17 protein-coding genes are annotated in these 26240 nt (G+C 64.8%); 1 reads left to right on the top strand and 16 read right to left on the bottom strand.

Annotated elements, in window-relative coordinates:
• Positions 1-191: 191 nt before the first annotated feature.
• The gene (locus ACFU4Z_RS26260; RefSeq protein WP_379067522.1) at positions 192-1727 is read right to left on the bottom strand and encodes an amino acid permease; all 1536 of its coding nucleotides are present in this window, start codon (positions 1725-1727) and stop codon (positions 192-194) included.
• 210 nt (positions 1728-1937) lie between these two features.
• Here ACFU4Z_RS26260 and ACFU4Z_RS26255 point away from each other — a divergent pair, with 210 nt between their 5' ends.
• Positions 1938-3026 carry an SPFH domain-containing protein gene (locus tag ACFU4Z_RS26255; RefSeq protein WP_379067520.1) on the top strand — a complete coding sequence of 363 codons (1089 nt, stop codon included), beginning with the start codon at positions 1938-1940 and terminating at the stop codon, positions 3024-3026.
• A 40-nt stretch (positions 3027-3066) separates the two neighbouring features.
• Here the strand turns inward: ACFU4Z_RS26255 and ACFU4Z_RS26250 are convergent, their stop codons facing one another.
• From ACFU4Z_RS26250 to eccB, 15 genes are all read right to left on the bottom strand, one after another.
• Complete coding sequence (locus ACFU4Z_RS26250; protein WP_379067839.1) at positions 3067-8004, bottom strand: NAD-glutamate dehydrogenase; 4938 nt, start codon at positions 8002-8004, stop codon at positions 3067-3069.
• A gap of 171 nt (positions 8005-8175) precedes the next feature.
• The gene (locus ACFU4Z_RS26245; protein WP_379067518.1) at positions 8176-8874 is read right to left on the bottom strand and encodes a hypothetical protein; all 699 of its coding nucleotides are present in this window, start codon (positions 8872-8874) and stop codon (positions 8176-8178) included.
• A 5-nt stretch (positions 8875-8879) separates the two neighbouring features.
• Positions 8880-9944, bottom strand: a complete 1065-nt coding sequence (locus ACFU4Z_RS26240) for a discoidin domain-containing protein (RefSeq protein ID WP_379067516.1) — start codon at positions 9942-9944, stop codon at positions 8880-8882.
• Between the two features lie 78 nt (positions 9945-10022).
• On the bottom strand, positions 10023-10376 hold the full coding sequence (locus tag ACFU4Z_RS26235) for a helix-turn-helix transcriptional regulator (protein WP_364902661.1): 354 nt from the start codon (positions 10374-10376) through the stop codon (positions 10023-10025).
• Between the two features lie 12 nt (positions 10377-10388).
• Positions 10389-12101, bottom strand: a complete 1713-nt coding sequence (eccE, locus tag ACFU4Z_RS26230) for a type VII secretion protein EccE (RefSeq protein WP_379067513.1) — start codon at positions 12099-12101, stop codon at positions 10389-10391.
• Entirely contained in the window at positions 12098-13453 is a 1356-nt protein-coding gene (mycP, locus tag ACFU4Z_RS26225; protein WP_379067511.1) for a type VII secretion-associated serine protease mycosin, read from the bottom strand. Before mycP ends, eccE begins: the two co-directional genes overlap by 4 nt.
• A complete protein-coding gene (gene eccD / locus ACFU4Z_RS26220; protein ID WP_379067509.1) occupies positions 13453-14976 on the bottom strand; it encodes a type VII secretion integral membrane protein EccD in 1524 nt (507 codons plus the stop codon). The genes mycP and eccD overlap by 1 nt, the downstream gene beginning before the upstream one ends.
• Positions 14973-16079: a MinD/ParA family protein gene (locus ACFU4Z_RS26215; protein ID WP_379067507.1), complete on the bottom strand. Its 1107-nt coding sequence runs from the start codon at positions 16077-16079 to the stop codon at positions 14973-14975. The genes eccD and ACFU4Z_RS26215 overlap by 4 nt, the downstream gene beginning before the upstream one ends.
• Before the next feature lie 500 nt (positions 16080-16579).
• On the bottom strand, positions 16580-17413 hold the full coding sequence (locus tag ACFU4Z_RS26210; protein WP_379067505.1) for an ESX secretion-associated protein EspG: 834 nt from the start codon (positions 17411-17413) through the stop codon (positions 16580-16582).
• 83 nt (positions 17414-17496) lie between these two features.
• Positions 17497-17805, bottom strand: a complete 309-nt coding sequence (locus ACFU4Z_RS26205) for a hypothetical protein (protein ID WP_379067503.1) — start codon at positions 17803-17805, stop codon at positions 17497-17499.
• 48 nt (positions 17806-17853) lie between these two features.
• The gene (locus ACFU4Z_RS26200) at positions 17854-18225 is read right to left on the bottom strand and encodes a WXG100 family type VII secretion target (RefSeq protein ID WP_379067501.1); all 372 of its coding nucleotides are present in this window, start codon (positions 18223-18225) and stop codon (positions 17854-17856) included.
• A gap of 42 nt (positions 18226-18267) precedes the next feature.
• Complete coding sequence (locus tag ACFU4Z_RS26195) at positions 18268-19686, bottom strand: PPE family protein (RefSeq protein WP_379067499.1); 1419 nt, start codon at positions 19684-19686, stop codon at positions 18268-18270.
• 69 nt (positions 19687-19755) lie between these two features.
• Positions 19756-20082: a hypothetical protein gene (locus tag ACFU4Z_RS26190; RefSeq protein ID WP_379067497.1), complete on the bottom strand. Its 327-nt coding sequence runs from the start codon at positions 20080-20082 to the stop codon at positions 19756-19758.
• Between the two features lie 106 nt (positions 20083-20188).
• Positions 20189-24205, bottom strand: a complete 4017-nt coding sequence (eccCa, locus tag ACFU4Z_RS26185; RefSeq protein WP_379067495.1) for a type VII secretion protein EccCa — start codon at positions 24203-24205, stop codon at positions 20189-20191.
• Positions 24202-25737: a type VII secretion protein EccB gene (gene eccB, locus ACFU4Z_RS26180; protein WP_379067836.1), complete on the bottom strand. Its 1536-nt coding sequence runs from the start codon at positions 25735-25737 to the stop codon at positions 24202-24204. The genes eccCa and eccB overlap by 4 nt, the downstream gene beginning before the upstream one ends.
• Between the last annotated feature and the right edge of the window lie 503 nt (positions 25738-26240).

Genomic DNA, 26240 nt, shown 5'->3' with positions numbered 1-26240 from the left:
ATACGCCGATTCGCCCATGGGTGCGGTATCGGACGGTCGGAGGCGTTGGGGTGCTCCGGCATGCGAACCTCTCAAACCCACCGTGCAAACGGGGTTTCATTCTGGTCCGCCACCTGTCGACGCGCGCAAGCATTGTTCTCAGCATTGGGAATAAGTCCGCCCCGGGCGTGTCGCCCGGGGCGGATACTGACTCACTCTTCGTCTGGCTTTTCGAGAACTACCACGGCGTCGTTGGCCGAACGGGCGGCAGGCCGCTCCGCGAGCACCGGGAACTGACCGGTGTAACCCTCCCGGATCGCCGCGATGCGCAACACCTGCTTGCGGGCGAGGAACCAGCCGCCGACCATCGCGGGCACCACGATGACCGCCATGGCGATCACCGCGCCACGCTGCAACTCGTCATCACTGAACGCCATCAGCACGACCACGGTCACCAGGAACACCAGCGTCGCGTAGCTGGTGTAGGGCGCACCCATCAGCCGGAACTTGGGCCGCTCCACCTTGCCCTCATTCGCCCAGCGGTACAGCTTGAGCTGGCAGACGATGATCGCCGTCCACGCCACAATGGTGCCCAGCGCCGACATGTTCAGCACGATCTCGAACGCCTTCTCGGGCACCACCGCGTTCAAGCCGACACCGAACAACGCGATAGCACCGGTCGCCAGGATGCCGACATAGGGCACACCGCCGCTGGACATCCGCGACGCGATGGCGGGCGCACTGCCGTTCATCGACATCGACCGCAGGATGCGGCCGGTCGAGTACAGGCCGGCGTTCAGGCTGGAGAACGCCGCGGTCAACACGACCATATTCATGACCGAACCCGCGCCGTCGACACCGATCCGGGAGAAGAAGGTGACGAAGGGGCTCTCGCCGGACTTGAAGGCGGTGTAGGGCAGCAGCAGCCCGAGCAACACGAGCGAACCGACGTAGAACAGCGCGATGCGTGCGATGACGGAGTTGATCGCCCGCGGCATGATCTTCTCCGGGTTCTCCGCCTCACCGGCCGCCGTGCCGACCAACTCGACCGCGGCGTAGGCGAACACGACACCCGTGGTGACCAGAACCAGCGGCAGGATGCCGCTCGGGAACAGTCCGCCGTTCTCGGAGATCACGTTGAAGCCGGTGGGCTGATCCTGAATCTTGAACCGGCCACCGAGGAAGATGGTGCCGACGATCAGGAAGGCGACCAGTGCGACGACCTTGATCATCGCGGCCCAGAACTCCAGCTCACCGAACCACTTGACCGACACCATGTTGATGCTGACCACCAACGCGAGCGCGACCAGCGCGATCAGCCACTGCGGAATCGCCTCGAAGGCTCCCCAGAAGTGGACATAAGTGGCGATGGCCGTGATGTCTACGATCCCGGTCATGCACCAGTGGAAGAAGTACATCCACCCAACGGCGAAAGCCAGCTTCTCGCCGTAGAACTCACGAGCGTAGGAAACGAACGACCCCGAGGAGGGGCGATGCAGCACCAGCTCGCCGAGCGCGCGCAGGATGAAGAACACGAACACGCCACAGACCGCGTACACCAGAAACAGCCCGGGTCCCGCGTGGGCCAGCCTGCCTCCCGCGCCGAGGAACAGACCGGTGCCGATGGCGCCACCGATCGCAATCATCTGCAGCTGACGCGGGCGCAGAGACTTGTGATATCCCGCGTCCTCGTCATGGAGCGAGTCGGCCGGTGCGGCCTGCTCCGAGGGAGGTCGAACTGTGGTCATGGTGACGGCCTTTCAAGTGACGGCGATCATATCTGCGATCAATGTACCGTTAAGTAGCGGCACGTTCAATAGCGGACACCCGACGTAACATGATGGCAATCAGGAACATTCGTGGGTCATGGCCGTTAAGCAGGGAAAATCGGCATCGGCAGGATTGAGCGAGCCGCTATATATCGGTACGCTCTGTAGGAAAATCGGCTAGGAGCGGACATGGCGTGGTTCGAAAGGGAGTTCATTGCGGTCCCCGAGGACCGCAAGAACCAGATGGTCTACAAGTGGCCGGATCTCAACATCCGCCGCTACAGCCGGGTGATCGTCAACGCGGACGAGATGGCGCTGTTCGTCAAGTCCGGACAGGTGGTCACCGCCATGGGGCCCGGTCGCCACCGCGTCGACGCGGATGAGCTGCCGGTGCTCGGCGCCCTCGTCGATCGCGCCACGGGCGGGAACTTCTATCGCGCCGAGCTGTATTTCGTGTCCACCAGGGAGACCTCCGGCATCAAGTTCGGCGGGCGACTGGCCGACATCTTCGACCCGGTCAGCGAGCAGGTGGTGACCCTGCGCGCCTTCGGCGAGTTCGCGCTCTCGGTGCGCGATCCCCGCGAAATGCTCTCCACGCTGACCGGCACCACCGATCTCGCGGACCCGACCAGAGTGCAAAGCTGGAGTGGCGACCTGCTGCTGAAGTCCATGAAAGTTGCCGTCACCCAGGGTATTTCAGCGGGAAGCTGGCAGGTGCTCGGGTTGTCGGCGCAGCTGCAGCCGATCGAATCCGCCGTGATGAAGCAGACCAATATCGCGCTCTACGAATACGGCCTGCGGATTCCGAGGATGGGCAATTTCGACATCTCCCTCGATCCGGAAGACGCCGAACGCATCAAGCGACTGGCCAAAGACGTCAAGTACATTCAGCTGGCCGGCGACTTCCAGCGTTATGCCGCAGGTGAACTCGCACTCGGCGCAAGCCAAGGATTCGCGCACGGTGGGCACGGCGGTCACGGTATGGACGGCGGATTCCTCGGAGCCGCACTGGGTTTGGGCGCCATCCAGCAGCAGACGGGCGGCGGCCACCCGAGTCCGTGGCAGCGGCCGCAATCCCCCGCCGAGTTGCCTGCCGCCGACGCGCAGCCGGTGTGCGCACATTGCCACGCCACCAATCCGGCGGGTGCTCGCTTCTGCACGAACTGCGGCAATCCTTTGACCCCGCCGGCCCCGCGGCATTGCGCCAACTGCGGCGCGGAAACCGCGCCCGCGGCGAAGTTCTGCGGAAGCTGCGGAACGCAAGTGTCCGGAGGCTGACGCTCTCGCGTCGAACCTCCGGACACCCGCGGTCGATATATCAGCCGATGACGGTCGGTGCGATCGTGGTGGTCTCGCCACCGCTCACCATGCTGCGCACCTGCCGCGCCGCCACCGACAGCGTCGCAAGGTCGTAGCTGCCGACGTCGAAGATCTGTCCGAGCGACGCACTGGCCCTTGCCAAACGAGACCGGTTGGTGGATTCCCAGTAGGCGATCTTCTCTGCGGCGCTCTCGTCCGGTTCGGTGGCGCTCAAGACATCCAGCGTCAATGACCGCAGCGAATCGTACAGATCGTCGCGAACCGCGAGCCGGGCCAGCGTACGCCACCGGTCACCGCGTTCGAGGTTGCCGACCGCGGTCAGCAGCCGTTCGATCTCGAAGTGCTCGTTGAGCGCGGAGTGCAGCACCCCGACCTCCACCGAGTCACGCTCGGTGATGTCGGCGATGTCGATCACATCGAGCAGCGGGAACAGATGGATGAGCCCGAATGCCTCCTCGGCCAGGTCCTGCGGTGCACCGCGCTCGATCGAGCCGTGCGAGCGCGCGATGAGATCGTCGGCGAGGTAACCGGTCAGCCAGGCAGGCGCCTTGCTGGTGAGGGCGCGGACACCGTCACGGTAGCGGGCGATATCGGCGCCGATCGCGATCGGCTGCGGCCGGTTGGCCAGCAGCCACCTGGAAGCCCGGTCCAGGGTCCGCTTGGTCTCGAGCTCGAGCTCGTTGCGCACCGCGGTGGCCATCGGGGTCGTCCGGATCCGCTGCCACAGCGCGTGCAGATCGAAGATCTCGACGGCAGCGGTGAAGGCCCGCACCGCGTCATCGGTTGTCGCACCTGCCTCCTCGGCGAGGCGGAAGGCGTAGGTGATGCCGCCGTAGTCGACCACATCGTTGATCACCACGGTCGCGACGATCTCCCGACGCAGCGGATGGCGGCGGATGGCAGCGGCGAACCGCTCGCGAAGCGGTGACGGGAAGTAGTTCGGCAGCACCGAGGCGAACGCCGGACTGTCGGGCAGGTCGCCCGCGAGCAGATCGGCCTTCAGCGAAAGCTTGACGTGTGCCATGAGATTCGCCAATTCCGGCGAGGTCAGCCCACGGCCCTCCGCAGCGCGCTGCTCCAATTCCGCATCCGTCGGCAGCGCTTCGAGCCTGCGGTCCAGACCGCGGCGCGCCTCGAGATCGGCGAGCAACCGCCGGTGCACACCCGACATGGCCACCGCGTCGGCACGCGACATGCCCATACGGAAGTTCTGCGAAATATTGTCGCGCAGAACCAGTTCCGAGACCTCATCGGTCATGGAGGCGAGCAGTGGATTGCGCTCGGCGACCGCGAGCTCTCCGCTGGAGACCACCGCGTCCAGCAGCACCTTGATGTTGACCTCGTGGTCGGAGCAGTCCACACCCGCTGAGTTGTCCATCGCGTCGGTGTTCATCCTGCCGCCGCCACGGCTGTACTCGATGCGGCCGAGTGCGGTCGCGCCGAGGTTACCGCCCTCACCGATCACCTTGACCCGCAGTGCGTTCGCGCTGACACGGACCGCGTCGTTGGACTTGTCGCCCACCTCGGCATCGGTCTCGGAGGCAGCCTTGATGTAGGTGCCGATACCGCCGTTCCACAGCAGATCGACCGGTGCGAGCAGAATGGCCTTGATGATCTCCGGCGGCGACAGCTTGGTCACTTCGGGCCCGAGGCCGAGCGCCACGCGCACCTCCGGGGTGACCGGCACCGCCTTCGCCGACCGGTCGTATACGCCGCCGCCCTTGCTGATCAACGACCCGTCGTAATCCGCCCACGAGGAGCGTGGCAGCGCGAACATGCGCTGCCGCTCCCGGAACGACCGTGCCGCATCGGGGTTCGGGTCAAGGAAGATGTGCCGGTGGTCGAACGCCGCGACCAAGCGGATGTGCTTGGAGAGCAACATGCCGTTGCCGAACACGTCGCCGCTCATATCACCGACGCCGACGACGGTGAACTCCTGGGTCTGGGTGTCGATGTTCAGCTCGGCGAAGTGGCGCTTCACGCTCTCCCACGCGCCCTTGGCGGTGATGCCCATCGCCTTGTGGTCGTAACCCGCCGAGCCACCGGAGGCGAAGGCGTCGCCCAACCAGAAACCGTATTGCTGGGCAACGCCATTGGCGATATCGGAGAACGTCGCGGTGCCCTTGTCCGCGGCGACCACCAGGTAGGTGTCGTCGGCGTCGCGACGCACCACCCGGGCGGGCGGCAGCACAGCGCCGGTCGTGTGGTCGACATTATCGGTGACATCGAGCAGGCCCGAGATGAAGGTGCGGTAGCACGACACGCCCTCGGCGAGCATCGCCTGCCGGTCCGCGCCGGGATCACCAGTGGCGGCGGGCGGCTGCTTGACCACGAAACCGCCCTTGGCCCCGACCGGGACGATGACGGCGTTCTTCACCGCCTGCGCCTTCACCAGACCGAGGATCTCGGTGCGGAAATCCTCCAGACGGTCCGACCAGCGCAAGCCGCCGCGCGCCACCGCGCCGAAGCGCAAGTGCACGCCCTCGACCCGCGGCGAGTACACGAAGATCTCGAATTGCGGCCTCGGCTTGGGCAACTCGGCGATGGCGTGGGGGTTCAGCTTGAAGGACAGATACTCCAGCGAGTCGCCCGCGCCATCGCGACGGTAGTAGTTGGTGCGCAGCGTCGCCTTGATCAGCCCGAGCACAGCGCGCAGAATCCGGTCGGTGTCCAGGCTGACGACCGCGTCGATCTCGGCCTGCACCCGCTCCGCGATCCCCTCGGCGAGGACCTCGGCCTCCGGGCCGGTGCCCTCGGGATCGAAGTAGGCGCCGAACAATTCGGTGCAGGAGCGCGCGGTGGCCGGATGAGTCAGCAGCACGCGCGTGATATTGCCGAGGGTGTAGGCGAAACCGGCCTGCTGCAGGTACTTCGCGTAGGCCCGCAGCATCGCGATCTGACGCCAGTGCAGGCCGGCGCGCAGCACCAGCTCGTTGAGTCCGTCGACTTCGGCCTTGCCGAACCACATGGCGGCGACAGCTTCCGGAAAGCGCTTGCGCACACTGGTTTCCGGCAGTGACTCGATGTCGGCGGTCGCGGCGAGATCGGCCTCGATGTCGGCGTCGAGCGAACCGCGCAGCAGTGCGGCAGGCACCCGAAGCCCGAAGTCATAGATCCAGCGCTGCGCGCCGTCCCACAGGGTGATGCGGTAGGGCTGCTCGTCGACGACTTCCACGCCGAGACTGTGCACGACCGGAAGCACCCGGCTCAGGGACACTCCCTCGCCCGCGACGTAGAGCGTGAAACGCCACTCCCCCGAAGGAGCTTCGGGATTCCGGTAGAGATTGGTGTCGATGTCGCCGTCGCTCAGCCGCTCGAGCCGCTGCACATCCGCGAGCGCGCGGGCGGGCTGGTATTCCTGCTGGTAGCTCGCCGGGAACGCGGACGCGTAATCCTGCGCGACGGTGGGTGATATGTCTGCCACCCCGGCAGCCTCGGCCACCAGGCGATCGGACCAGGTCCGGGTCGTCGCGAACAGCAGCTCCTGCACCCGCTCGCGATTGGTATCGGAGATGTCGGCCGGTTCCGCCTCAGGCTTGCGATGCACCGTGAAGTACACGACGGCCAATTCCGATTCGGTGGCGCGGGCCGAGTAGGCGAGCTGCTCGGCGTCGAACTCCGCCCGCAGCAGCTCACCCATCTGCACCCGGACCTCGGTCGAGTAGCGATCGCGCGGCATATAGACCAGGCAGTAGACCGTGCCGCTGCGGTTGTCGCGACGCAGGAACAGCCGAACCTGCCGCCGCACACCGAGATTCATGACACCGGAGACGGTTTCGAACAGCCTGCGCGCGTCGGTGGAGAACAGCTCGACCCGGGGGAAGGACTGCATCATCTCGAGCATTGCCTGGCCGGAGAAGGAATTCAGCGCGAAGCCGGACCATTCGATGACCTGGAGCACACGCCGCGAGATGACCGGAATGTCGAGGATGTTCTCGTGCAGGCCCGTCACGGTGAACGTGCCGACGAAGACGTGCTCGCCCTTCACCATGGCTACGGTGGCCCCGGCCGGTCCCGCGCTGGTCGCGTCCCCGGTGCCGTAGTCGGCGACGCTGACGTAGTAGAGGTCGCGAGAACCGGGCAGCAGCGAATCCACCGAACCGTTGGCAAGGCGCAGCACCGGCCGCTTGGCACCCAGCACAGGGGCGCTGACGTCGGCGACCGATCCGTTGTGCAGCACGCCGAGGCCGGTTCCGGGAATCTGCCACGGCTCCATGGGCGCGTCGGGGCGCGGCGCGGAACGGCGGAAACGGTAGTAGCCGTAGCCGAGCGCGGTGAAGTGGCCGTCGGCCATCCAGCGCAAAAGGTCTGCGGCCTCGGGGATTTCGGGATCACCCGCCCATTGCGCGGCATTCTCGAGCCCGTCGGCCACGGTGTTCATCGCCCCGACGATGGTCGGCGTATCGTCCGCGACGCGACGCAGATCGTTGAGCAGCGGGTCGAGCGCCTGCTCGATCCGGTTGACCTGCTCGTCGGCGAGGCCGTGTCCGAACTGCACGTGGATCCATGATTCCGCGACGGCCGCAGGCCCCGGATCCGCCTCACCGTCGCGAGCCACGATGGTCAGCAGCTTGCCGTCGGCATCGCGGGTCACATCGAAGACCGGGTGGATGACCTCGGTGACCGTGGCACCGAGCCGACGCAGTGCGGCGGTGACCGAATCGACCAGCAGCGGCATATCGTCATTGACGATTTGGACCGCAGCGCCGAGCCCACTACTGTCGTCGGGCCGGTACACCTTGGTCGTCGCCGATCCGGGAGTGCGAACCGCCGCCAACTCCAGATGCTGCCGGAAGATCCGCTCGGCCCGATCGGTGATCGCCGACGCCGACGCCGACGCCCCGGGTTGGATCCAGCGGAAGTAGGCCGCCTCCAGATCGGTCGGATCGTTGCGGAACCGCCCCGAAGTTATCGTCTGCTGCGTGGTTGCCACCATCGAACCGCTGCCTTCCCGAGAACTGACCTCGTAACGTACGGTTTCCATACGTTACCTGAACAACGTACCGTTGTATAGCGGTACATTCAACGATGCGACAAGGATGTACGTCGCGTGTACTGCAGATTTGTCCGGATCAGGACAGGAGTGCCGAGCCGGGGTGGTGCACCGTCAACGGGTTAGACCAGCCCGCGTCAGGAAGGTCTGAGCGGCTGCCTTACCGGTGAACGTCCCGGTTTCGAGGCTCAGGCCCGATCGAGTGTCGGCGTACCACACAGTTGCCGAGGGGCCGACCGCGGCGAAAACCTGACCGTCCGACACGACGGTTCCTCCCGCGGTCCGCCATCGGCGAATGATGTCGTTCAAATGCTGCGGCGAGGACGACTGCGCGTAGAAGGTCAACTCTTTGCTACCGGCAATTCCGCCCGCCAGCAACGGACTACCGGCCACGATCACGCACTTGTCGACCTGCTGTGCGGCATCGAAATGCTCGCACGACGAGCCGGAACGCATCGACTCCGGCAACGCGCTGACGCCGGTGCCGGTGCCCGCCGGCGGTGGCGCCAACGGCATCGAAGGCAACGAGAACGAACACGAGCGGGCCACAATCACGCCGACAAAGACAAAGACCGCGATGAGTATCCCGAGAGCTCGCCACTGCCAGCGTGGATACCCAGCGACGACCTTGACCGCCGCCTCCGCTGTCTCCACTGTCTTCTCGGCGGTCTTCTCCACCACGTGAGCAGTGGATTCGACGGCAGCGGCCACCTTGTGCGCAGCCGCGCGCAGCGGGGCACCACAGTGCATACAGCGGGCGAGCGCACCGCCGATATTGTGGTGCGAACAGTACTGGCAGATCAGCTCGGACATAGCGGTCAATGTCCGGTGACCACGACCGAGGAGATCGCGGTGATGTTGATGGCGGGTTCGCCCTTCGATTCCAGCACCGTCAACACGATCTTGGAGGCGCTCACCGGTGGCTCGATCTTCGTGACCACCAAGGTGCGCTGATCCAGCGTCGGTTGGGTGTATGTGGTTGCCTTGCCATCGTCGAACAGATACGAAACCCGGCTGGCAGTACGATATTTCGCCCACTGGTCCGTACCGTCCGGACCGACATAGTCCCAGCCGGGGACGATGCCGATCGAGTCGATCTGATAGGTCTTGCCGAGTTCGATGGTCAGGACCTGACCGTCGACCTTGAACGCGCGCACACACGACCACGCTTTGCCCACTTGTCCGGCGAAGGCATCCATCGCCGATGTGCTGCCCGGTGGGCACTTCGACTGCGCGGACTTCACCTGGATGGTCGCGCCCGCCGCAGGAACCGGAGTTCCCGTCGTGGACGGCGCGGCGGACGTCGGGGGCGGGGTGATGACAAGAACGCGATCCTGCGGCGAATCGTTCCCACCGGTGGTGATCAGCACCAGCACGAGCAGCACGGCGACGACAGCGCCGACCGCCAAGGCCACCTTCGGTTTACGCAGCTCGGCAAGGGCCCCGCGGGCGTACCCCTCAACCGGTCCGAACCGGCGCGAGGGGGACGAACTCGGGCGCTCGCTGGACGAAGATTTCGGAGGGTCGGCAGACTCGACTGGACCGCTCGATACCGCCGCGCTCGGCTCGGAGTAGTCGGGCGCATAGTCCATCGACGACATGGAATCCGCGGACTGACCGTTCAGCAACGCCAGGATTCGTTCGCTGGCCTTCGGGCCGTCGGCGGAGCGCGGCCGCTGGACCGGCGCCGACAATTCCGATGCGAACTCGGGCTCACCGAAATCCGGTGCGCCCGACTCGGATCGGCTGGAATCCGGCCCGTCGAGGCCGGGCACAGCGCCGAGATCGACCTCGGAATACCCGAACTCCGGATCTGAGAGCAAGGTGGCCAGAACCGCACCTCGATGACGGAGAAAAATATCTCCCGGATCCTGGTCGGGCATGGACCGGATCGTATCCGGCCCGATGCCCCGCTCAGCTCGGCGCTATTCCCACCGGGGAGAACAGTTGGTCGAGCAGAATTAGCGCTTCTTGTCCTCGGTCACGAAATACTCAGGAGGCACGTCGAAAACCCGGGCCAACGCGATAACCAGGTCCAGCCGCGGAATCGCATCACCATGGATGAGCCGGTAAAGACCGGACTGCGAGACCGGCACATCCGGGTAGGCCAATTCGAGGTGCTGCGCAAGCGAATACAGCGTCAACGAGCGCGTCGATCCGTCCTCGGTCGAGACCACGGATTCCGCGATCAGACCGGATAGTCGACTCGAAAAAATTGATGCTGCGGCCTGTCTTGGAGAGAGTGCATCGCCACCGTCCTGATGAGACAGGTCGCCGCCATCGGAAGGAGAATCCGCTACCACGGTGATAGACATTACCGACCCCTGTCAGCTAACGCGACGGCCGCCGGGTTGCTGCGACGAAACCGCAACGCCAGAACCTGTGGCCGTTTGGCCGTCGTCGGAATCGAAATAGCGTGTTTCGCCTCTCGGCTCGATCAAATCCACCCGCACAGTGCGCATCGGGATACTGACATCTACGGCGGTCGCACTGACCTGACTGATCGTCAGGTCCACCACTCGTCGACGCGGAGCGCCCGGGTCAGAAATGGTGACCGTCGTCGGCGCGTTCGACGCCCGCGCAGGCAGGTGATCGAAGACGGCGATCGTCGCCGGCGAGTCGGCATCGTCATCCGAGGCAGGTCCCCCTGGCCCCTGCTGCGCGACCAGGCGAAACGAACCGGAATCCCCGACCGCGGTCACCAATTGTTGCCAGCTCTGTGGTCGCGCCGAGTGGATCTCCACATCCGCGCCGACCACCATGGCACGCAAGACGATCTGCTGCGCGACCGGCAGCAAGGCGTGTACGTCGATGGTGCGGCGACGTGGGTTGTAGCGAGCCGGATCGAACAGCGGAAGGGCGAGAGTATTGCGCGGTTGCCCGCTGAGGGATCCGAGAATCTGGCCGTTGGGACCGATGGCGACGACCAGCTCGTCGGCGAGTTCCGCGGGCGCTATATCGGACCCCGCCTCGTCGCCGCGGATCGTGCGGATCGACGTCGAGGTCGGCAGCGAGGCCATCAGCGCAACCGACTGGCTACCGGTGAGCAACCGCAGGTAATCGGGTGGCTCGGTCGTGACGGCAGGACCGATGAACCGAACCAACGCACGCGGACCCGACCCGGCATCGGTCAAACTGACGACCAGAGTCGTACGGCCGCGGTTCCACGTCCAGCAATCGTCCAACCCGACACCGTCAAGGCGGGTCCAGTCGATGAGGAAGCTCGTCACACAGCGACCAGGCGCCGACGATTCCAGATGCCTCCAGGTCTCACGGAGGTCCGAGAGCTCGACCCCGCCGTGCAGCAGTCGCGTCGCGTCGCGAACCGCCGACGCGGGCAGCACTTGGGCCTCGATGCCGCGTTCGCGCAGTCGACCCGCGATCCGGTGCGCCGCGGTGGCCAGAGCTTTCGGACCCGTCACAGCACACGGACCGCGGCGAGCGAGCGCGCTCAGATTGCGTTCCTGGTCCAGCCGGACCACCAACCACGTCAACCTGTCGCCGACCACCGGATGGGAGCCGATCAGCTGGTCGTACAGCATGCTGTAACTACCGTTGGGGCGGACGCGCTGTCCGGTCGTCACGATGTCGATGTCGACGGCGATGCCGTACTGATCGAGCATCGGCACCAGCATGTCGACCGACATCGTGTCCTCGGTATAGAGGCTGCGTTCCGAAATGACCGTTGGCAGATCGAGATTCGGGGCAATCTGGATCATGGCGACCAGCGTCGTACCCGACTCGTGGATGCCGCACAGCCCGGCCGCAGCCTCGACGTCCCGAATCTCCGCCAGCTGCGCACGTTCGCGCGCCCTTGCGGTGCGTTTGGTCCGGTACTCGGCCCACTCCAACAGCCACCGCGCCCCGGTGCGGCCGTTGACCCGCACCGTCACCGTCACCAGGAGGACGGTGACGACCACGGCGCCGACCCATAACGGTGTGCGGGCATATAGCGTGACCAGAAAGGGACTGCCGACGATCACGATCGCCGCGAATGGACCTCGTTCTACACCGGCGGCCCGAATACTCGGAAAGCTCACCGCCGCCTCCGGCTCACCGAACTCGCGTAGGTCCCGCCGACACCGAGCAGCACCGCCGCAAGAATGACGACCGTCGCCGTGACGGCGGGCTTCGTATCCTTGGCTCGTGGCGGGGCGGGTATCGACAGCGGTCTCGACATGAACAACCCGGCGGGCACCTTCGGCGCGGTGCGGTAGCCGAGGGCGACCATCGGGTCGATGATGCCCGCACCGATCACGTTGTCGATGCCGCGAGCTGGTCCGTGCGCGCTTGCCTGCAGGCGCGCGCTGATCTCACCGGGAGTCTCGTTGGGGAATCGCGATCGCAGCAGGGCGGCCACGCCACTGACGTAGGCCGCGGCGAACGACGACCCGCCGACCGGCACGAGTTTGTTGGGTTCGCCGATGCCGTTGATCAGCCCGTTGGCACCGGGACCGAGCGACTCGATACCCGTACCGGGTGCGCCGACCGACACCCACGGTCCGCTCATGGAATCACTCATCGGCGCACCTGTCGCGGTGGTGAAGCCGACGGTCAATACCTCGGGCGCGAACCAGCCCGGCGTGGAGATGGTCTGCACGTACTTCCAATTGCGCAGATCTTCGGGGCGGGTCCAGTCCATATCCGGATTGTTTCCGCAGCCGAGTGTGCTCGAGCCTCCCGCGCCCGCGACGATCAATGACCCTCGGATGCGAACGGCGTACCCGATGGCGGCCGACAGCGTCGATTGGTCCGGCTGCGACTGCACCGGCACACAGATCGGCAACGACACCGTGATCACCCCGGCGCCCAAGTTCGCCGCGTGCACGATGGCCCGTGCGAGCGCGCGAATATGGTGGGCTGTCGCCTCGGTCTGATCGCGACTCACCCGGTCGAAGGTGAACGCCCCGGACCGATTGCGGATGGAGAGAATCCGCGCATCGGGTGCGACACCGGTGAATCCGTCGGCGACATCGGGTTGGGCACCGATGATTCCAGCGATCAAAGTCCCATGGGCGTCGCAGTCGAAGAGACCGTCGCCGCCAGCTTCGATGTAGTCGCCCCCGCCAACCAGGTTCGGCAGGCGAGGATGCGGGCTCACGCCGGTGTCGATGACGGCAACGGTGACTCCCGCACCCCGGCTCAGTGCCCTGGCCCGCGGCAGATCCAACGCCAACTCGGCGGGCGGCGTACGCGTCAGATCGCTATCGCGCAGTACACCGGTCGACTGGCACCCCTGGTTCTGCTTCATCGGAACCTCCGGGCCCGGCGGCTCGTCGGGCGGCGTTAGCCCGACGACCACCTCTGGTGGCGCGAGTGCTGCCACCGGCGCGGCGGTAATGCCGAGTACTGCCGCGGCCAGAACCACGACAGCGGCCTTGCCAAGTTTCATCAGATCGCTCGCATCGCGGTGTACACACCCATGATCCAGAAAGCGATGACCGGGATGACGAGGATGAGCAGGTATTCCACCAGGTCAATGACCCTGCGGGTGACCGGCGACAGACGCTTGCCTGGCAACTTGAGCGCCGCAACACAGCCGGCGCATGCCGCCAGGGTGACAACCGATCCGACTACCAGGCGGGCACCGGGGGTCTCATACGCGCCGACCAAGACGAAGCCGACGCCGGCCACGGTGACGGCAGCCGCGGCGATCAGCGCGATAGCCTGCGTCCGGTCGGGATACCACCGCGCTCGCATGGCGAGCACGCCCGCCACGGCGGCGGCGATCACGATCTCCCGGATGCCGCCCGGACTCGCCGCGGCGGTGATGACGGTACCGATCGACAAGAGAGTCGACACTGCGGAGATCAATCCGCGCAGGCTGGTCACTGCCAAGCGGGCACGACCTTCGATACCGGCCTCGGCGCTGCGGCGCTGCTGTTCGCTGCTCTCGGCGTGCTCGTCGCCCTCGCGAGCGGTCTCGGCGTCGAAGAGATCGGTGAGCGTCGCCGGCGCCACTTCGTTACCGGGGTCGGGCAGGTCCGGCGGTCGAATTCGAGCAATTACCACGGCAATTCGCGGCGCCGCCGTGAGCAGTATGAGTGCGACGAACACCGTGCCCGCCGCCACCTGGCGGACCTCGAGGTCCAGGTATGTCAGTGGAAGGGTCGCGGCGGTCATACAGATACCGAGGACCGTAACCGCCATCAGGGTCGCGATCCCCAACCCGGTAAGCCGCATCATGGTGGCGGCCGCGACGGCGGCCATCACCGATCCGGCTGCAAGATTCGCCGCGGCGAACGGACCCGGCTGGCCGTAGGCGGCCGGTACCAACATGGCGGTACCCGCGAACAACAACGGCGTCGCCGACAACGAAAGGCCGAGAGTAATTCGGGGCGCGGCATCGCGTCTGCGCGCGGCCATGGCCGCCACCCAGCAGACCACGCCGAGCACAAGAGCGGGCAGCGCACACCACCAGACCGAGCCCGTCTCGGTCCATGACAACGACAACATCGTCGCGACAGCGGTCGAGCCGACGGCAAGCACTGCCAAGCCGACGACGGCGGCCGTGTCCGCATCGAATTCGGCGAACTCGCGCTGATTGATCAGTGCCAGCGCATCGGTGATGTCCTCGACGACCGGTGTGAACTGCTCCGCCGATTCGACCGCCGACAACATCAGCACGGCGCCATCGCTGATGTCGTGATCACCAAGACTGCGCCACCGTGGAATCGGCGGCTCCCCCGGCCGAGCCAGACTCCACAGCCCTTGCGGCGGAGTGAAGTCGACGCGCTCGTCGTCGATGGCCGAGGCGAGCACGCCGAGCAGATCGTCGATGAATGTCTCGATCGTGAACTTGGTCGGCACCACCACATCGACCTGGTAGGTGGAAACCATGACCGCGATCCTGGCGCGCGCAACCTCGGCGGTCGGCTGCGCGCCTGCGGGTGCCGGTGCGACAGCCGTGCTCATCGACGCCCTCCACGATCCACGGTGTCACCGGAGATGTAGCCGGGGAAGCTATCCGAAAGCCAGGCCGCGAGTTCCTCGAACGCCAACACCGTGTCCTTCTCGAGCAACCGAAGGTCTATTTCCCCGCCCTCGGCCAGGTGCTCGTCATAAGGCATCACACAGGTCGGCCGCTGCGCGGTCGCGAAGAGTTTCTCGATCGCGGCGACGTCGACGGTCGGTTTCGCAGGCTGATGGTGCACGATCGAGACGATAGATCTCGCGATCAAGTGCTGCAGCCCATGTGCGCCCAACCAGTTGAGTGTGGCCACCGCGCCGGTCACCCCACCGACGGTCGCCGGAGTGACGACGACGACCGCATCACTGGTCTGCAGAACGGTCGCGGTCGCGGAATCGAGCACACCCGTTCCGCAGTCGACGAGCAGCAAGTTGTAGTGCTTGCGCAAAACTTCGACTGCGGTGGCGTACTCGCGGCCCGACAGAGCCTCGGTGGCCTCGGTGGTCCACGGCGAGGCGATGACAGCCAGATCATCGTTGTTGATCGAGGTGAACGACTGCACGGCGGAAAACGCATCGAGGTTCGGCGCCTGCGCGAGGTCGCGCAAGGTCAAACCATAGGGATGGCGGCTCGTGCGGGTGGCGAGATCACCGAAATCCGGGTTCGCGTCGATCGCGACTACGCGATCGGGTCGCAGGCTGGCGAAGGTCGAGCCGAGTGTCGCAGCAATAGTCGTCCGGCCGACGCCGCCCTTCACGCTCACCACTGCGATCTGGTACGTCGTGGTCAGCTGACGCCGAATGCGCGAACGGCGATCTTCCGCGCGCTGTTCGGCAGGGGAAAGTCCCAGCTTGAATCCGACTTTGTTCAATGCGCCACGCACGCCGCTGTTGGCGCGCAACTGTGCGCGCCGAGCGGCGGCGATGTCGCTGAGCAGGTCGATCGAGCTCAGCGTCGCGGGCAGCACCTCGATCCGCGGGGACGGTTCATAGACCGAGTGGTCGATGCGCTCAGGGACCCACGGCGTCGCGGGGGCGGACTGCTGCCAGACTGCGCTATCGCCCGCGGCGGGAAAAGTATTGGTCGGCAAGGCTTCCGAGCGCACCACGGCCTGAGAGGGTGGCGGCGCCGCCGAGTAGTTTGGTGCCGACGTACTCACCTGTGCTTGCTGCATCTCAGCTTGCGTTGAAGTCTGAGGCTGGTTCGCCTGAGTTTGCGGCGCGACGTGAGTTTGCGGCGCGACCTGAGACTGCGGGGCGACCTGAGACTGCGGCGCGACCTGAGGCTGCTGAAGTGTCTGCGGCGGCGCTTGCGAAGCGCTTGTACCAGAGGACGGAGTACTCGCACCCTGAACCACAGCACGGTCATTCGCTGTCGCGGGCTCTCTCGGAGCGCCAGCCGCAGGGCCACCTACAGTGCGGTACATGCCCGCGTCGGTGTTTGCAGCTGCTGGGGGTGCGGGCGCGACTGTCGTGTCCGAAGGCTCACCGGTCGGCGCGAAAAAGGCGTCGTAACCACCCCGAGCCCGGGCGGACTCGGTCGAATGACCGTTGGTACTCGGTGCTCGGTTCATTTCCGTCGTCCTCTCGACAACCCACAGTGCGACGTTCAACCAATTCGACTGGTATCGAACCAACTTCGGCCGGGCAACAGTTCTATCAGAGCGCCGACACCGGTGTGCACGGCCGCATCGTCGCCCGGAGCGTACGTCGACCACATCTGCCCGTCCATCGCCTTGCTCGGTGTGACGATCAGTCGCCCCGATAGCGTGTCGAGCACGCTCACACACACCTCCGTCCGTGCCGAGCCTCCGTCCTGATGTTCGATCATCACGATCTCGGCACGCCGCTGCACCTCGTCGAGTACTCGGCTGAGCACACTGGCGGTCTGCGGATGCGCACCAAGGTCCAGCAGCGCCCTGCGGCGTTCGTCCTGATCGCCGGGAACCTCGGCGAACTCGTCCATCGTTGCGGTCAGCGGCTGAAAGCGCAGTATCTGGTTGTAGCCGAGTGCCGCTTGCAGCGCAGCGCTCACGCTCTCCAGGTCCCGCCCTTCCTGGAATACCGACTGGATGACGATATTGTCATCGCAACGCACCGCGAGCACATGGGTATCGCCGCGGCGCACCAACGAGAACCGAAGCATGCCCTTCGACCCATCGTCACCCAGACCGGTATCCAGAATCCGTGCGACCAATTCCATATCTGGTCGGTATAGACACTGCAACCAATGCTCGACCGTCGGGTGCACGCGATCGCCCTCGATGATGCCCACCTCGGTGAGCTCCTTGGCGACGACAGCGCGCACCCGATCCCGATCCGCGACGCGGTAGATGTTCGGCTTGATTACCAACACCTGCGGGTAGGAGTCGATGCCGACCATGTCTTGCAACAACAATGCGGCATCGACGTTGAGGTCGATCGCTACCGGATCTGTATCCACACCTTCACCAAATGTCGAGCGGTACAGGACAAACCCACCGCTCCAAGGCTTGGACGCGGTGACGAACAGACACCACGCCGATTTCAGCGCCCCCCGATGCCCTGGAACCTGTTTCCTTGCTTGATATCCACTTCCTGCATACTGCTGCCGTCTGCGGCGGTCGCAAAAACCTTGTCGTTCAAATCTTTGCACGCGCCGTCGAAGAGATTGATCTTGTCAAGGAAATCTCTCTGTGTCGCATCGTAGTCCCGCGCGGCCGCACCTGCGAGCTCTGCGATGAGTACCCCGTGGAGTGTCCTCAAATGTTCGGTGTTCGTTTGCATTGCCTTGACCAGGGTTCCCATGTCCCCGGTAATTGTCGTGACCTTATTCCAATGGAATTCAATCGACATTGTAGTATCGCCTTTCTTGGATATTGCTGAAGATGGAGTGCTGAACAATCACAACGAATTGAGGTTCATCTTGCTCACCATAGGCATGGCCTGGTCATACGAAGCCATGGTGCCACCGCCGTCGGCAGACAGCTTCGAGTATCCAGCCGCCGTTTCCATATCCATGGAATCGAATTGGACACCAGCGAGATTGAGCTCGTCGATGATCCGCTGAAGGGTCGCGTGGAGGGTCTGGCCCTTGTTGTAGGCATTGGTGAACGATTCGTAAATCGCTTTGCCGGTAGCGCCCTTGACCGCAGCAGCCAGCTCGTCCTGGGCGTTCTGCATGCCGCTCAGGCTGGCTTTCAGCTCATCGTTGACCTTCTGACCGTTCTTGCTCGTCTCGATCATCTTGTCGGGTTTGATGTCCGTCAGGTCCATTGTGGTTCCTCTCCATCGACTGGGATTCCGCCGCGGTGTCTATCACCGGGGACGATCAACGAGCAGCTGGGCCGAATCATCTTCGGCATGCTCGATAACACCGACCAGAACCGCCTCTGCGGCGATAGGGTCGTCTTGACGATCGGCTTCGTCGTATTCGATGACGCCGATGACAGGGGCTTGTTCCAGAACCGGAACGTCCTGAGGTTCGCCCGGCACGAAAACTTTCGACTTCTTGTCGCGGTCCTCGTCGCGGCGGCGGCGGCGCATATTCGCCTTGGGTGCGGTCGCACCGCGAGGCGCTGTACTTCGCGATGCGGGCGCGGTGCCCGCACTGTTCGGAGTCGCGCCGAACGCCGTGCCCGGTCCGAGCGACCAGTTCGTCGGCATTCGAAATCCGGTCGAAGCGCCCGGCATGGAACCCATTCCGCCGCCGAACATTCCGAGTGCGACGAAACTGCCCACACCGCCGTTCAAACCCGCCAGGGTCGGCGAGTACGGTGAGGTGCCGTAGAAGCCGTGATCCGAGGGGGACAGGCCCTCACCCGAGGGATCCGCCAGTGTGTCGGACATATTCGACATTGCGTTGTTCAGGTCGGAGGCTGCCTGGTCGGGCTCTGGCAATTGCTGGCTCGGCTGATCCGGCGTGGTTTGGCCGGGGTCGTTTCCGGTGTCACCGTTGCCGTTGCCGTTGCCGTCGCCGCTGCCGTCACCGCTGCCGTCACCGTTACCGTTCCCGTCTCCGTTGCCGTTCCCGTTGCCATTCCCGTTGCCATTCCCGGTGTCTGTGCCATTCGGGCCTTTATCGTCATAGGCGGGAACGATATTCTTCTTGATACCAGGATCCCGGAAGATATTTGGGAGACCGGGATCCGTTCCGGGAGGAGCAATGGTCGGAGCGACGGTCGGCGACGGTATCCCTGAAGCCAGGGAAATCGCTTCTGTCGCATATGCGCCCATGACTAAGACAGCTTCGACCCACAAAAGGTCGTACGTCAGCTCGGCGAGCAGGAGGGGTGCCGTGTTCTGGCCCATGGTATTGGTGCCGGCCAAAAAGAGCTTGGTCCCCTGCACAGCCATGATCTCCGGGAGCTTCGGCATGGCAGAGAACGCGGCCGCGTACGCCGCCGCAGTGCCGGCTGCCAAATCCGCAGTCGTCTCGGCGACTGCGGATTGCTTCCGCAGCCAGGCCGCATGGTTACGGAATGCCGCCTGGGCTCGATCCGACGAAGGCCCCTCCCAGGACACCGACAACGCGGTTGTCGAACCATCCGAACTGTCCGCCGCTGCTTCCAAGGCCGCCGCCATGGCCCGATAACCGTTGGCAGTGTTGAGCATCGGCGCCGCGCCGGGCCCGAACGTAAGTCGGGCGGAGTTGATCTCGGGCGGCAGCGCGGCGAAGGCAGCGGCGCTCGGAAGCATGGCCAGCGCCGCTATGGCACTCTCCAGTGCGGCCAGCACCGCATTCAGGGCCGCCTCCATCAAGAAATCGGATGGTGAAGTCATGATCAGCTCCCCGCCATCGCCCTCTTACACAGGGAAATTCGTACTCTGGCAGGTGATCTCGCCGCCGTTACCGACGTCCGTGGTTGTGTAGGCGACACTCACCTCGACGTGCACCGCGCCCCCGCCGTCCAACTTGCCGACCGCATCGTTCGTGGTGCCGATGATCGGGACCGCTGCACCGCAGAAGACAGCGGCCACGCACCCGCTCACGTCGTCGAACGCGGCGGGAATGGGCTGAGTCATCGGCGTCACGGTGTTGACGATGGCGGCGAGTCCCGATCCACCAGCGATGTACTGAGTGCCGATGCCGGGAAGGTTTTCTGTAGTGCAACGGAGAAGAGGACTAGTCATTGAATTCTCCTAACGACTGGTTCCGACTCTTATCGAGCGGTACAGAAAGAACGCTAAGCCATTCCCAATCTTGGGAACGTCACTGGAGGGTGACCCTGACCACGGGTCAATCCTCGGGCGAAGACCACGCGGATTGCACGAGTTCCTTCCTCGATATCAGCGGTTCGACGAGGATGCCGCGGCCGACGGGCTGCTTCGTCGCCTTCACATCACCGATAAGCGTGCCGTCCAGTCTCGAACCGTCCATGATGAGACCGGAGGAGTTCAGATTCTTGACCTGGCCGAGCACGCTGTCGTACATGGCGGTATCCGCCTGCGCGATATTGCGAGCGATGATGAGGTGCAGCCCGGTGTCCCTACTGTCGACGATGATGTTCTTGATGCGGTCGAGCGGATTCGCCGAACCACGTTGCGCGACCATGTGATAGTCGTCGACGACCACGAACACCTCCGGACCCGTCCACCAGGAACGCTCCTTGAGCTGCTGCGTGGTAACACCATCCGGTGGACGGCGACCACTCATCTTCTCGGCGAACGCGGGCAAGCCATCCAGTAGGTCACGTTCGCTGGTCAGATACCCGATCAACTGATCGTCGGGAATGGCTTCCAGGTGCTGTCGGCGATAGTCGACCAGCAGCACGCGTGCTTGGTCCGGGTTGAACCGCCGACGGATCGACTGCAGCAGCGCGGCAACTACGGTCGACTTGCCCGACCCTGACGAACCCAGTATGACAAAGTGGTTCGATACACCGAAATCGACTCTGGCAGGCTGCAAATCGGTTTCCCGGATCCCGAACGGCAGGACGAGGCGCTGGGCCAGCGTCGTCGCCGCGGGCACCGATTCGAACACCTCGTCCATGGTGACCTGGGCCGGCAACAACTTGACCACCGGCGCCCTGCGACCCGGGTAGGCCTGGTGCAACTGCTCGATCGCGGCGACCAGACCCGCGCCCGCCGTCTCGGGGTCCCCCACCCCGTCGACCCGGGGCAGGGCAGTCAGCATGTGCAGAGCTTCTGCTGAGATAGCGCGGCCCGGTCGATCCGGCGGAATAGAGTTGACGACATGGCGGTGCGCGCCGAACACGGTGTCGGTGAGATCGCCGAGCCGCATCTCCAGCCGCGTCTGCAGCAGATCCTTGATCGCGGGCCGAATCGCCGCCCAGCGTGAACTGCTGATCACCAAGTGGATGCCGAAGTTGAGTCCCTGCAGCGCGATCGATTCCATCAACGACAGGTACTCGTCGAAGAACGGACCACTGACCGCGAACCCGATGTCCCAGCCGTCTACGACAAGGAAGACATCGCCGTGTTCATCTCCGCGAGCGGTCAGATCGGCGGATTCTCTCGGCACGGACCGGCGCCGCCGGAACTCTCGCATGCTGTCGATACCGAGGTCGCTGAACAGCGCTTGCCTGTTGGCAATGAGGTTGGTGATCAGCGCGAAGGTTCGCCGGATCCGGTCGACATCTCGGGATGTGGCAAGCGAGCCGACGTGCGGCACATTGCGAATACCGGCGAGGCCGCTGGAGAAGTCGAGACAGTAGAACTGGACCTGCTCCGGCGTGTGGGTAAGCGCGGCCGACATGATCAGGGCCTGAATCGCGTTCGACTTGCCCGACTGCGGACCGCCGACGACGGCCATGTGACCGCCTGCGCCGGACAGATCGATTGTCCAGACGTCCTGCCGCTGCTGACGTGGCTTGTCCACGATGGCAATCGACAGCTGTAGCGATCCCGGAGTCACCGCGCGCAGGAGTTGGTCCAGGGTCGGCGGCACGGTCAGCGGCGGCAGCCACATCGCGTGCGCCGGTCGGCCGTGGCCGGCGAACTGCTGCAGGACCGTCTCCATCACGGTCACCACATCGCCTTCGTTCTCCACCTCTGGCGCGGCCGCTTCGGGCTCGGGGGCAGCCACCGGCCGCACTTCGACGATATGCGTCGCGGTGAACCGCTGCGGCGGCCGATACCCGCCGCCTGCCCGCCGCACCCGTTGCGCCGTGGCCGTGGTGGCCTGCACCGGCGCCACATAGGGCGATCCGACATAGGCGGCCTGGAATCGTTGCAGATCACCCGAACCGACACGCAGGTAGCCCGCGCCCGGTTTCTTCGGAAGGTGATAGGCGTCCGCGGTGCCGATGGCGTCACGCGAATCGCTGGTCTGGTTGGTACGCAATGCAATTCGGTAAGAAAGATGGGCCTCCAGCTCACCCATCCGGTTGGCGGGCACCTTCTGCGAGGCCAGCAGTAGGTGGATACGCAGCGACCGCCCGAGGCGGCCGATGGCGACGAACAGCTTGGAGAAGCTCGGATGGTGTTCGAGCAGTTCGGCGAACTCGTCGAGGATGATCAGCAGCGTCGGCATCGGTGCGAGGTCTGCGCCCTGCTCGCGGGCCCGCTCGTAGTCCGCGACACTGGCGAAGTTGCCACCGTCGCGCAGAATCCTTTGCCGCCTTGCCATTTCGCCGTTGATCACGTCTTCCATACGGGTGACGAGATCGGCCTCTTCCTCCATGTTGGTGACGACGGCCGTCACATGGTGCAGCCGGTCGAAACCCAGGAAGGTCGCGCCACCCTTGAAGTCGACGAGCAGCAGGTTCAAAGTGTCGGGCGAATGCGTCGCGACCGCCGAAAGCACCAGCGTGCGAAGGAATTCCGACTTACCTGAGCCGGTAGCGCCGATGCACATGCCGTGCGGGCCCATACCGTCCTCGGCCGATTCTTTGATGTCGAGATATACGACACCGCCCGCGGGGTCGTAGCCGAACGGAATGTTCAACCGCGCCCGGTCGTTGTCACGTCGCAGGGGCCACTGTCGTTCGATCCGGACGGCGCCGGGATCGACGAGTCCGACCATTTCCTCCCACGACGTGCCGCCGCTGGCTTGCTCGGCGGCTACCGCCTCCACCACTGTCGAAAGCCGGTGCGGAGAGACGCTGCGCGCCAGCGCCGTCATCGCGGGCGCCGATAGTGCATCAGCAAGCCCGACGCGTCGCAACCCGCGCGCGCCCACTTCGTGCAGTGACCGATCCTCGCCGAGGGTGAATTTCAGCGCCCGCGGCAGGCTTTGCTCAGCGGGTCCGAGGCGTAGCCAGGTGCAGCCGTCGATACCCGAGATATCGCGGTCACTCGCGGGGCCGGGCACGTCGACGATCAGCAGATAATGTTTGCGATCCAGCGTGGGTTGCGAGTTTGCGGAGAAGGGGCCCCGATTGAGGCCCGCCAAGACCTTCGTCCGCAGCTCCGCGACGTTCCGGTAGATCATGCGGCTCGACCCGATCGCGTCGGTCTCATCCGGATGCTGCGTGTGCGGCAGCCATTTGAGCCATGCCCATTCCGGCGCGTCGGGCTCCGACAACGCCGCCGCGATCGCCACCTGATCCGGACCGTGCAGCACCACGACTTCGGCGATCATCGCGCGCACCAGATCGGCGACCATTACTTCGTCACCATCGATGCCGACCTGCGGCGCCGAGAGCAGATTGATCGCCACAGGCATGCCGCCGACGGTGGAGTACGCCTTCGCGAATCGGGTCACCTCGACAACGCCGACCGGATCCAGATCGGAAGTCGGAGCGGCCTCCGGCACGATCACGCGCACCTGGTTGGCGATTCGGCCGCGGCCGATGCGCACTCGCAGAAATTGCGGACTGGCGACCTGCACCTCCCACATCCGCTTCCCGCCTACCAGCCGGGAGATCTCCTGTGGACCGGGGTGTGTATAACGCAGGAATTCGTACAACTCCGCTTCCGCCGCGTGCACAGTCTTGCGGTTGTCGGTGATGCTGCGCAGATAGTCCTTGCGTTCCTCATTGAGACTTGCGGCGCCACCACCACCGTTGCCACCCGCCATACCGCCACCCATCATGCCGCCCATCGACACCAGCATCATGATCGGAAAAAGCATGGACATCGGCGACATGGCCGCGCCACCGCCGCGGAACATCATCACCATCATGCCGCCCATGGCCGCAACCATGACGACCGGCATGATCATCTTGAGCCGCGAAGGCGGTACCGGTTTGGGCAGCTCGGTCGGCGGCTGCAGACGCAATTCGGTGACGGCGGGCGCTTTCGGGCCGCGCACCATCCTGGCGGGCCGCACGAATCGGCGGGTAGTTGTCACGACGGGCCGCCCATTCCTGCGACGATCTGGTTCGGTGTGATGCTGTCGTGCGCGAGTTTGGCATTCTCCGGCGACAAGGTGGGCCCGACCGCGAACAACGAGACGATGGGCCACGGTGCGGGAACCGGTGTGCGCAACGCCAGCGCGGTCAGTGTCTTATCCTGCCCGGTTCCCGCTTCTTTGGCGTCGACGCCGTATCGAACGCCGTTGTCGGAAATCCAGTACAGCGATTCACGCAGCGGCGACGCTGCCTCCACGCCGGTCACCTGCACGAAACGACCGGTATCACGCGGCATGTACGCCGCGTCGGCGGTACGCCCTCTTGACGGAACCGCGGTGACGAGATCGACGGCCCTGCCCTGCTCTTCCTTCGTCAGGGGCAACTGTCTGCCGACCAGGAGTTCAGTGGCGGCATTCGGGTCGGTGCCGGTGCGCGACCAGTGCAAGCAGGTCACCTCGGACTTCAAGGGATCCACCACACGAATCGGACGCGACGGATAGGTCGCCGTTCCCGGCCACGAGCCGGGGCGCAGGTTCGAGGCGATCAAATCCGGCCCTACCGTCTTCGTCGCAGGCGCGCCCTGTGAGTCGGCGTTGCGGATCATCGCCGCCAAGACCGAACTCACTCGCACCACGCCCGATTGCGACACCAGATAGTAGGACGCCTCTTGACCGGGGGCGGTCACTGTCAGCACTGAGCCGACCGGTGTGGTGAAACCTGAGCTGAGCATCACCGCCTCGCCCGCACCGGGCACTTCCGGCACACGAAGCGGCGGAACCTCCGGGATGGCATTGATCAGACCCCTGGACGCCGCCATCACCGGGGCGCTCGCGTCGATCCCCAAGGCCAGCACGACGGCGGTACTTCGCAGATCTATGGCCGCCCGCACGACACCTTTCTCAGGGTCGGCGTACACCAGCCAGACTGTGGTGTCGTCGCGCATCAGCCGAGCCTCGCCCTCGGCCAGCAGACGGTTGGCGTCACCGTCGACTGTGAGGGGTCCGCCGATCACTGTGGTGCGCACCGAGGATTCGCGCGTTGTCGGCAGTCCGGTCGCTCGGTCGATCGGTGCGGACGCCCCTGTCTTGGCGGTATTGCACACCGTCCACGAAGAATCCCGTTCGGCGCTGTCGGCGATCAGGCCGGGTGCGCCGGGAATGCCGACCAATGGCCCACGTGGGTACTTCGCAAGCTCGTCTCGTGAGACCGGCACCGGCTTGTCGGGACTGCCGGTGATGAGCCGTGCAGAGGTCAAGTTCAACGCCGGATACAGCCTTGGGCCGAGATGCACGAACAGCGCGCCGGTCTCTTTGTCGGAAATGATCTTCGCCTCCGACACCTTTTTGGCGGGTTTGAAGAATGCCATGACCGCCGAACCTGCGATAACGACACAGACGATGGCGATGCCGAGTGATAACGCAGTGGAGCGCCCGCGTTGCGGGTCATCGATCATCGAGGCATCCCGACGCACCAGAGCGTGCTCGATTCGCCGTAACAAGAACCGCCAACCAGAGATCTGGTGTTTGGTCACTACCCGAAAGCGCGCCACCGGTTTTGGTTCCTTCCGCCGACCTGCGGACAAACGTTAGTCGTGGGTGCCGACCCCACCGTCACGTGACTTCCCATCATTGGGAACACCAAGTCTCTCCCGAGGAAGACGTGGGGTCGGTCATATCCCCGAAAGTTTCCGATGCCGCAGGCGATTTCACGTACATAGCGTCCTGCCAGGGGTTTCGGACCTCGCCCTGTGATTCGTCTGCGCCACAGGATCACCGGCCCCGATCGCTGGGTTCACCGAGATCGGCTTGGTCCCGACCCACCGCCCTTGGCCGAATATGGCCTCATCGTTCCCTTGTAGAGGCACATCCGACCGATCGCGTGAGGATCCTCGAGAGATCGCCGGGTAGGGTGCAACTGCGCCGAAGACAGATCGTGGGGCGCCCCCCCCCATGCGGGGCCCCAACGAATGGACAACCAAACCAGCGGCGAACACCACCGCACACCGGGGGCAAACACACACCCCCGCGGGGGTGT

Source organism: Nocardia sp. NPDC057440 (genome assembly GCF_042802915.1).
Lineage (GTDB): Bacteria > Actinomycetota > Actinomycetes > Mycobacteriales > Mycobacteriaceae > Nocardia.
This window is presented reverse-complemented; position numbering and strand designations above follow the sequence as displayed.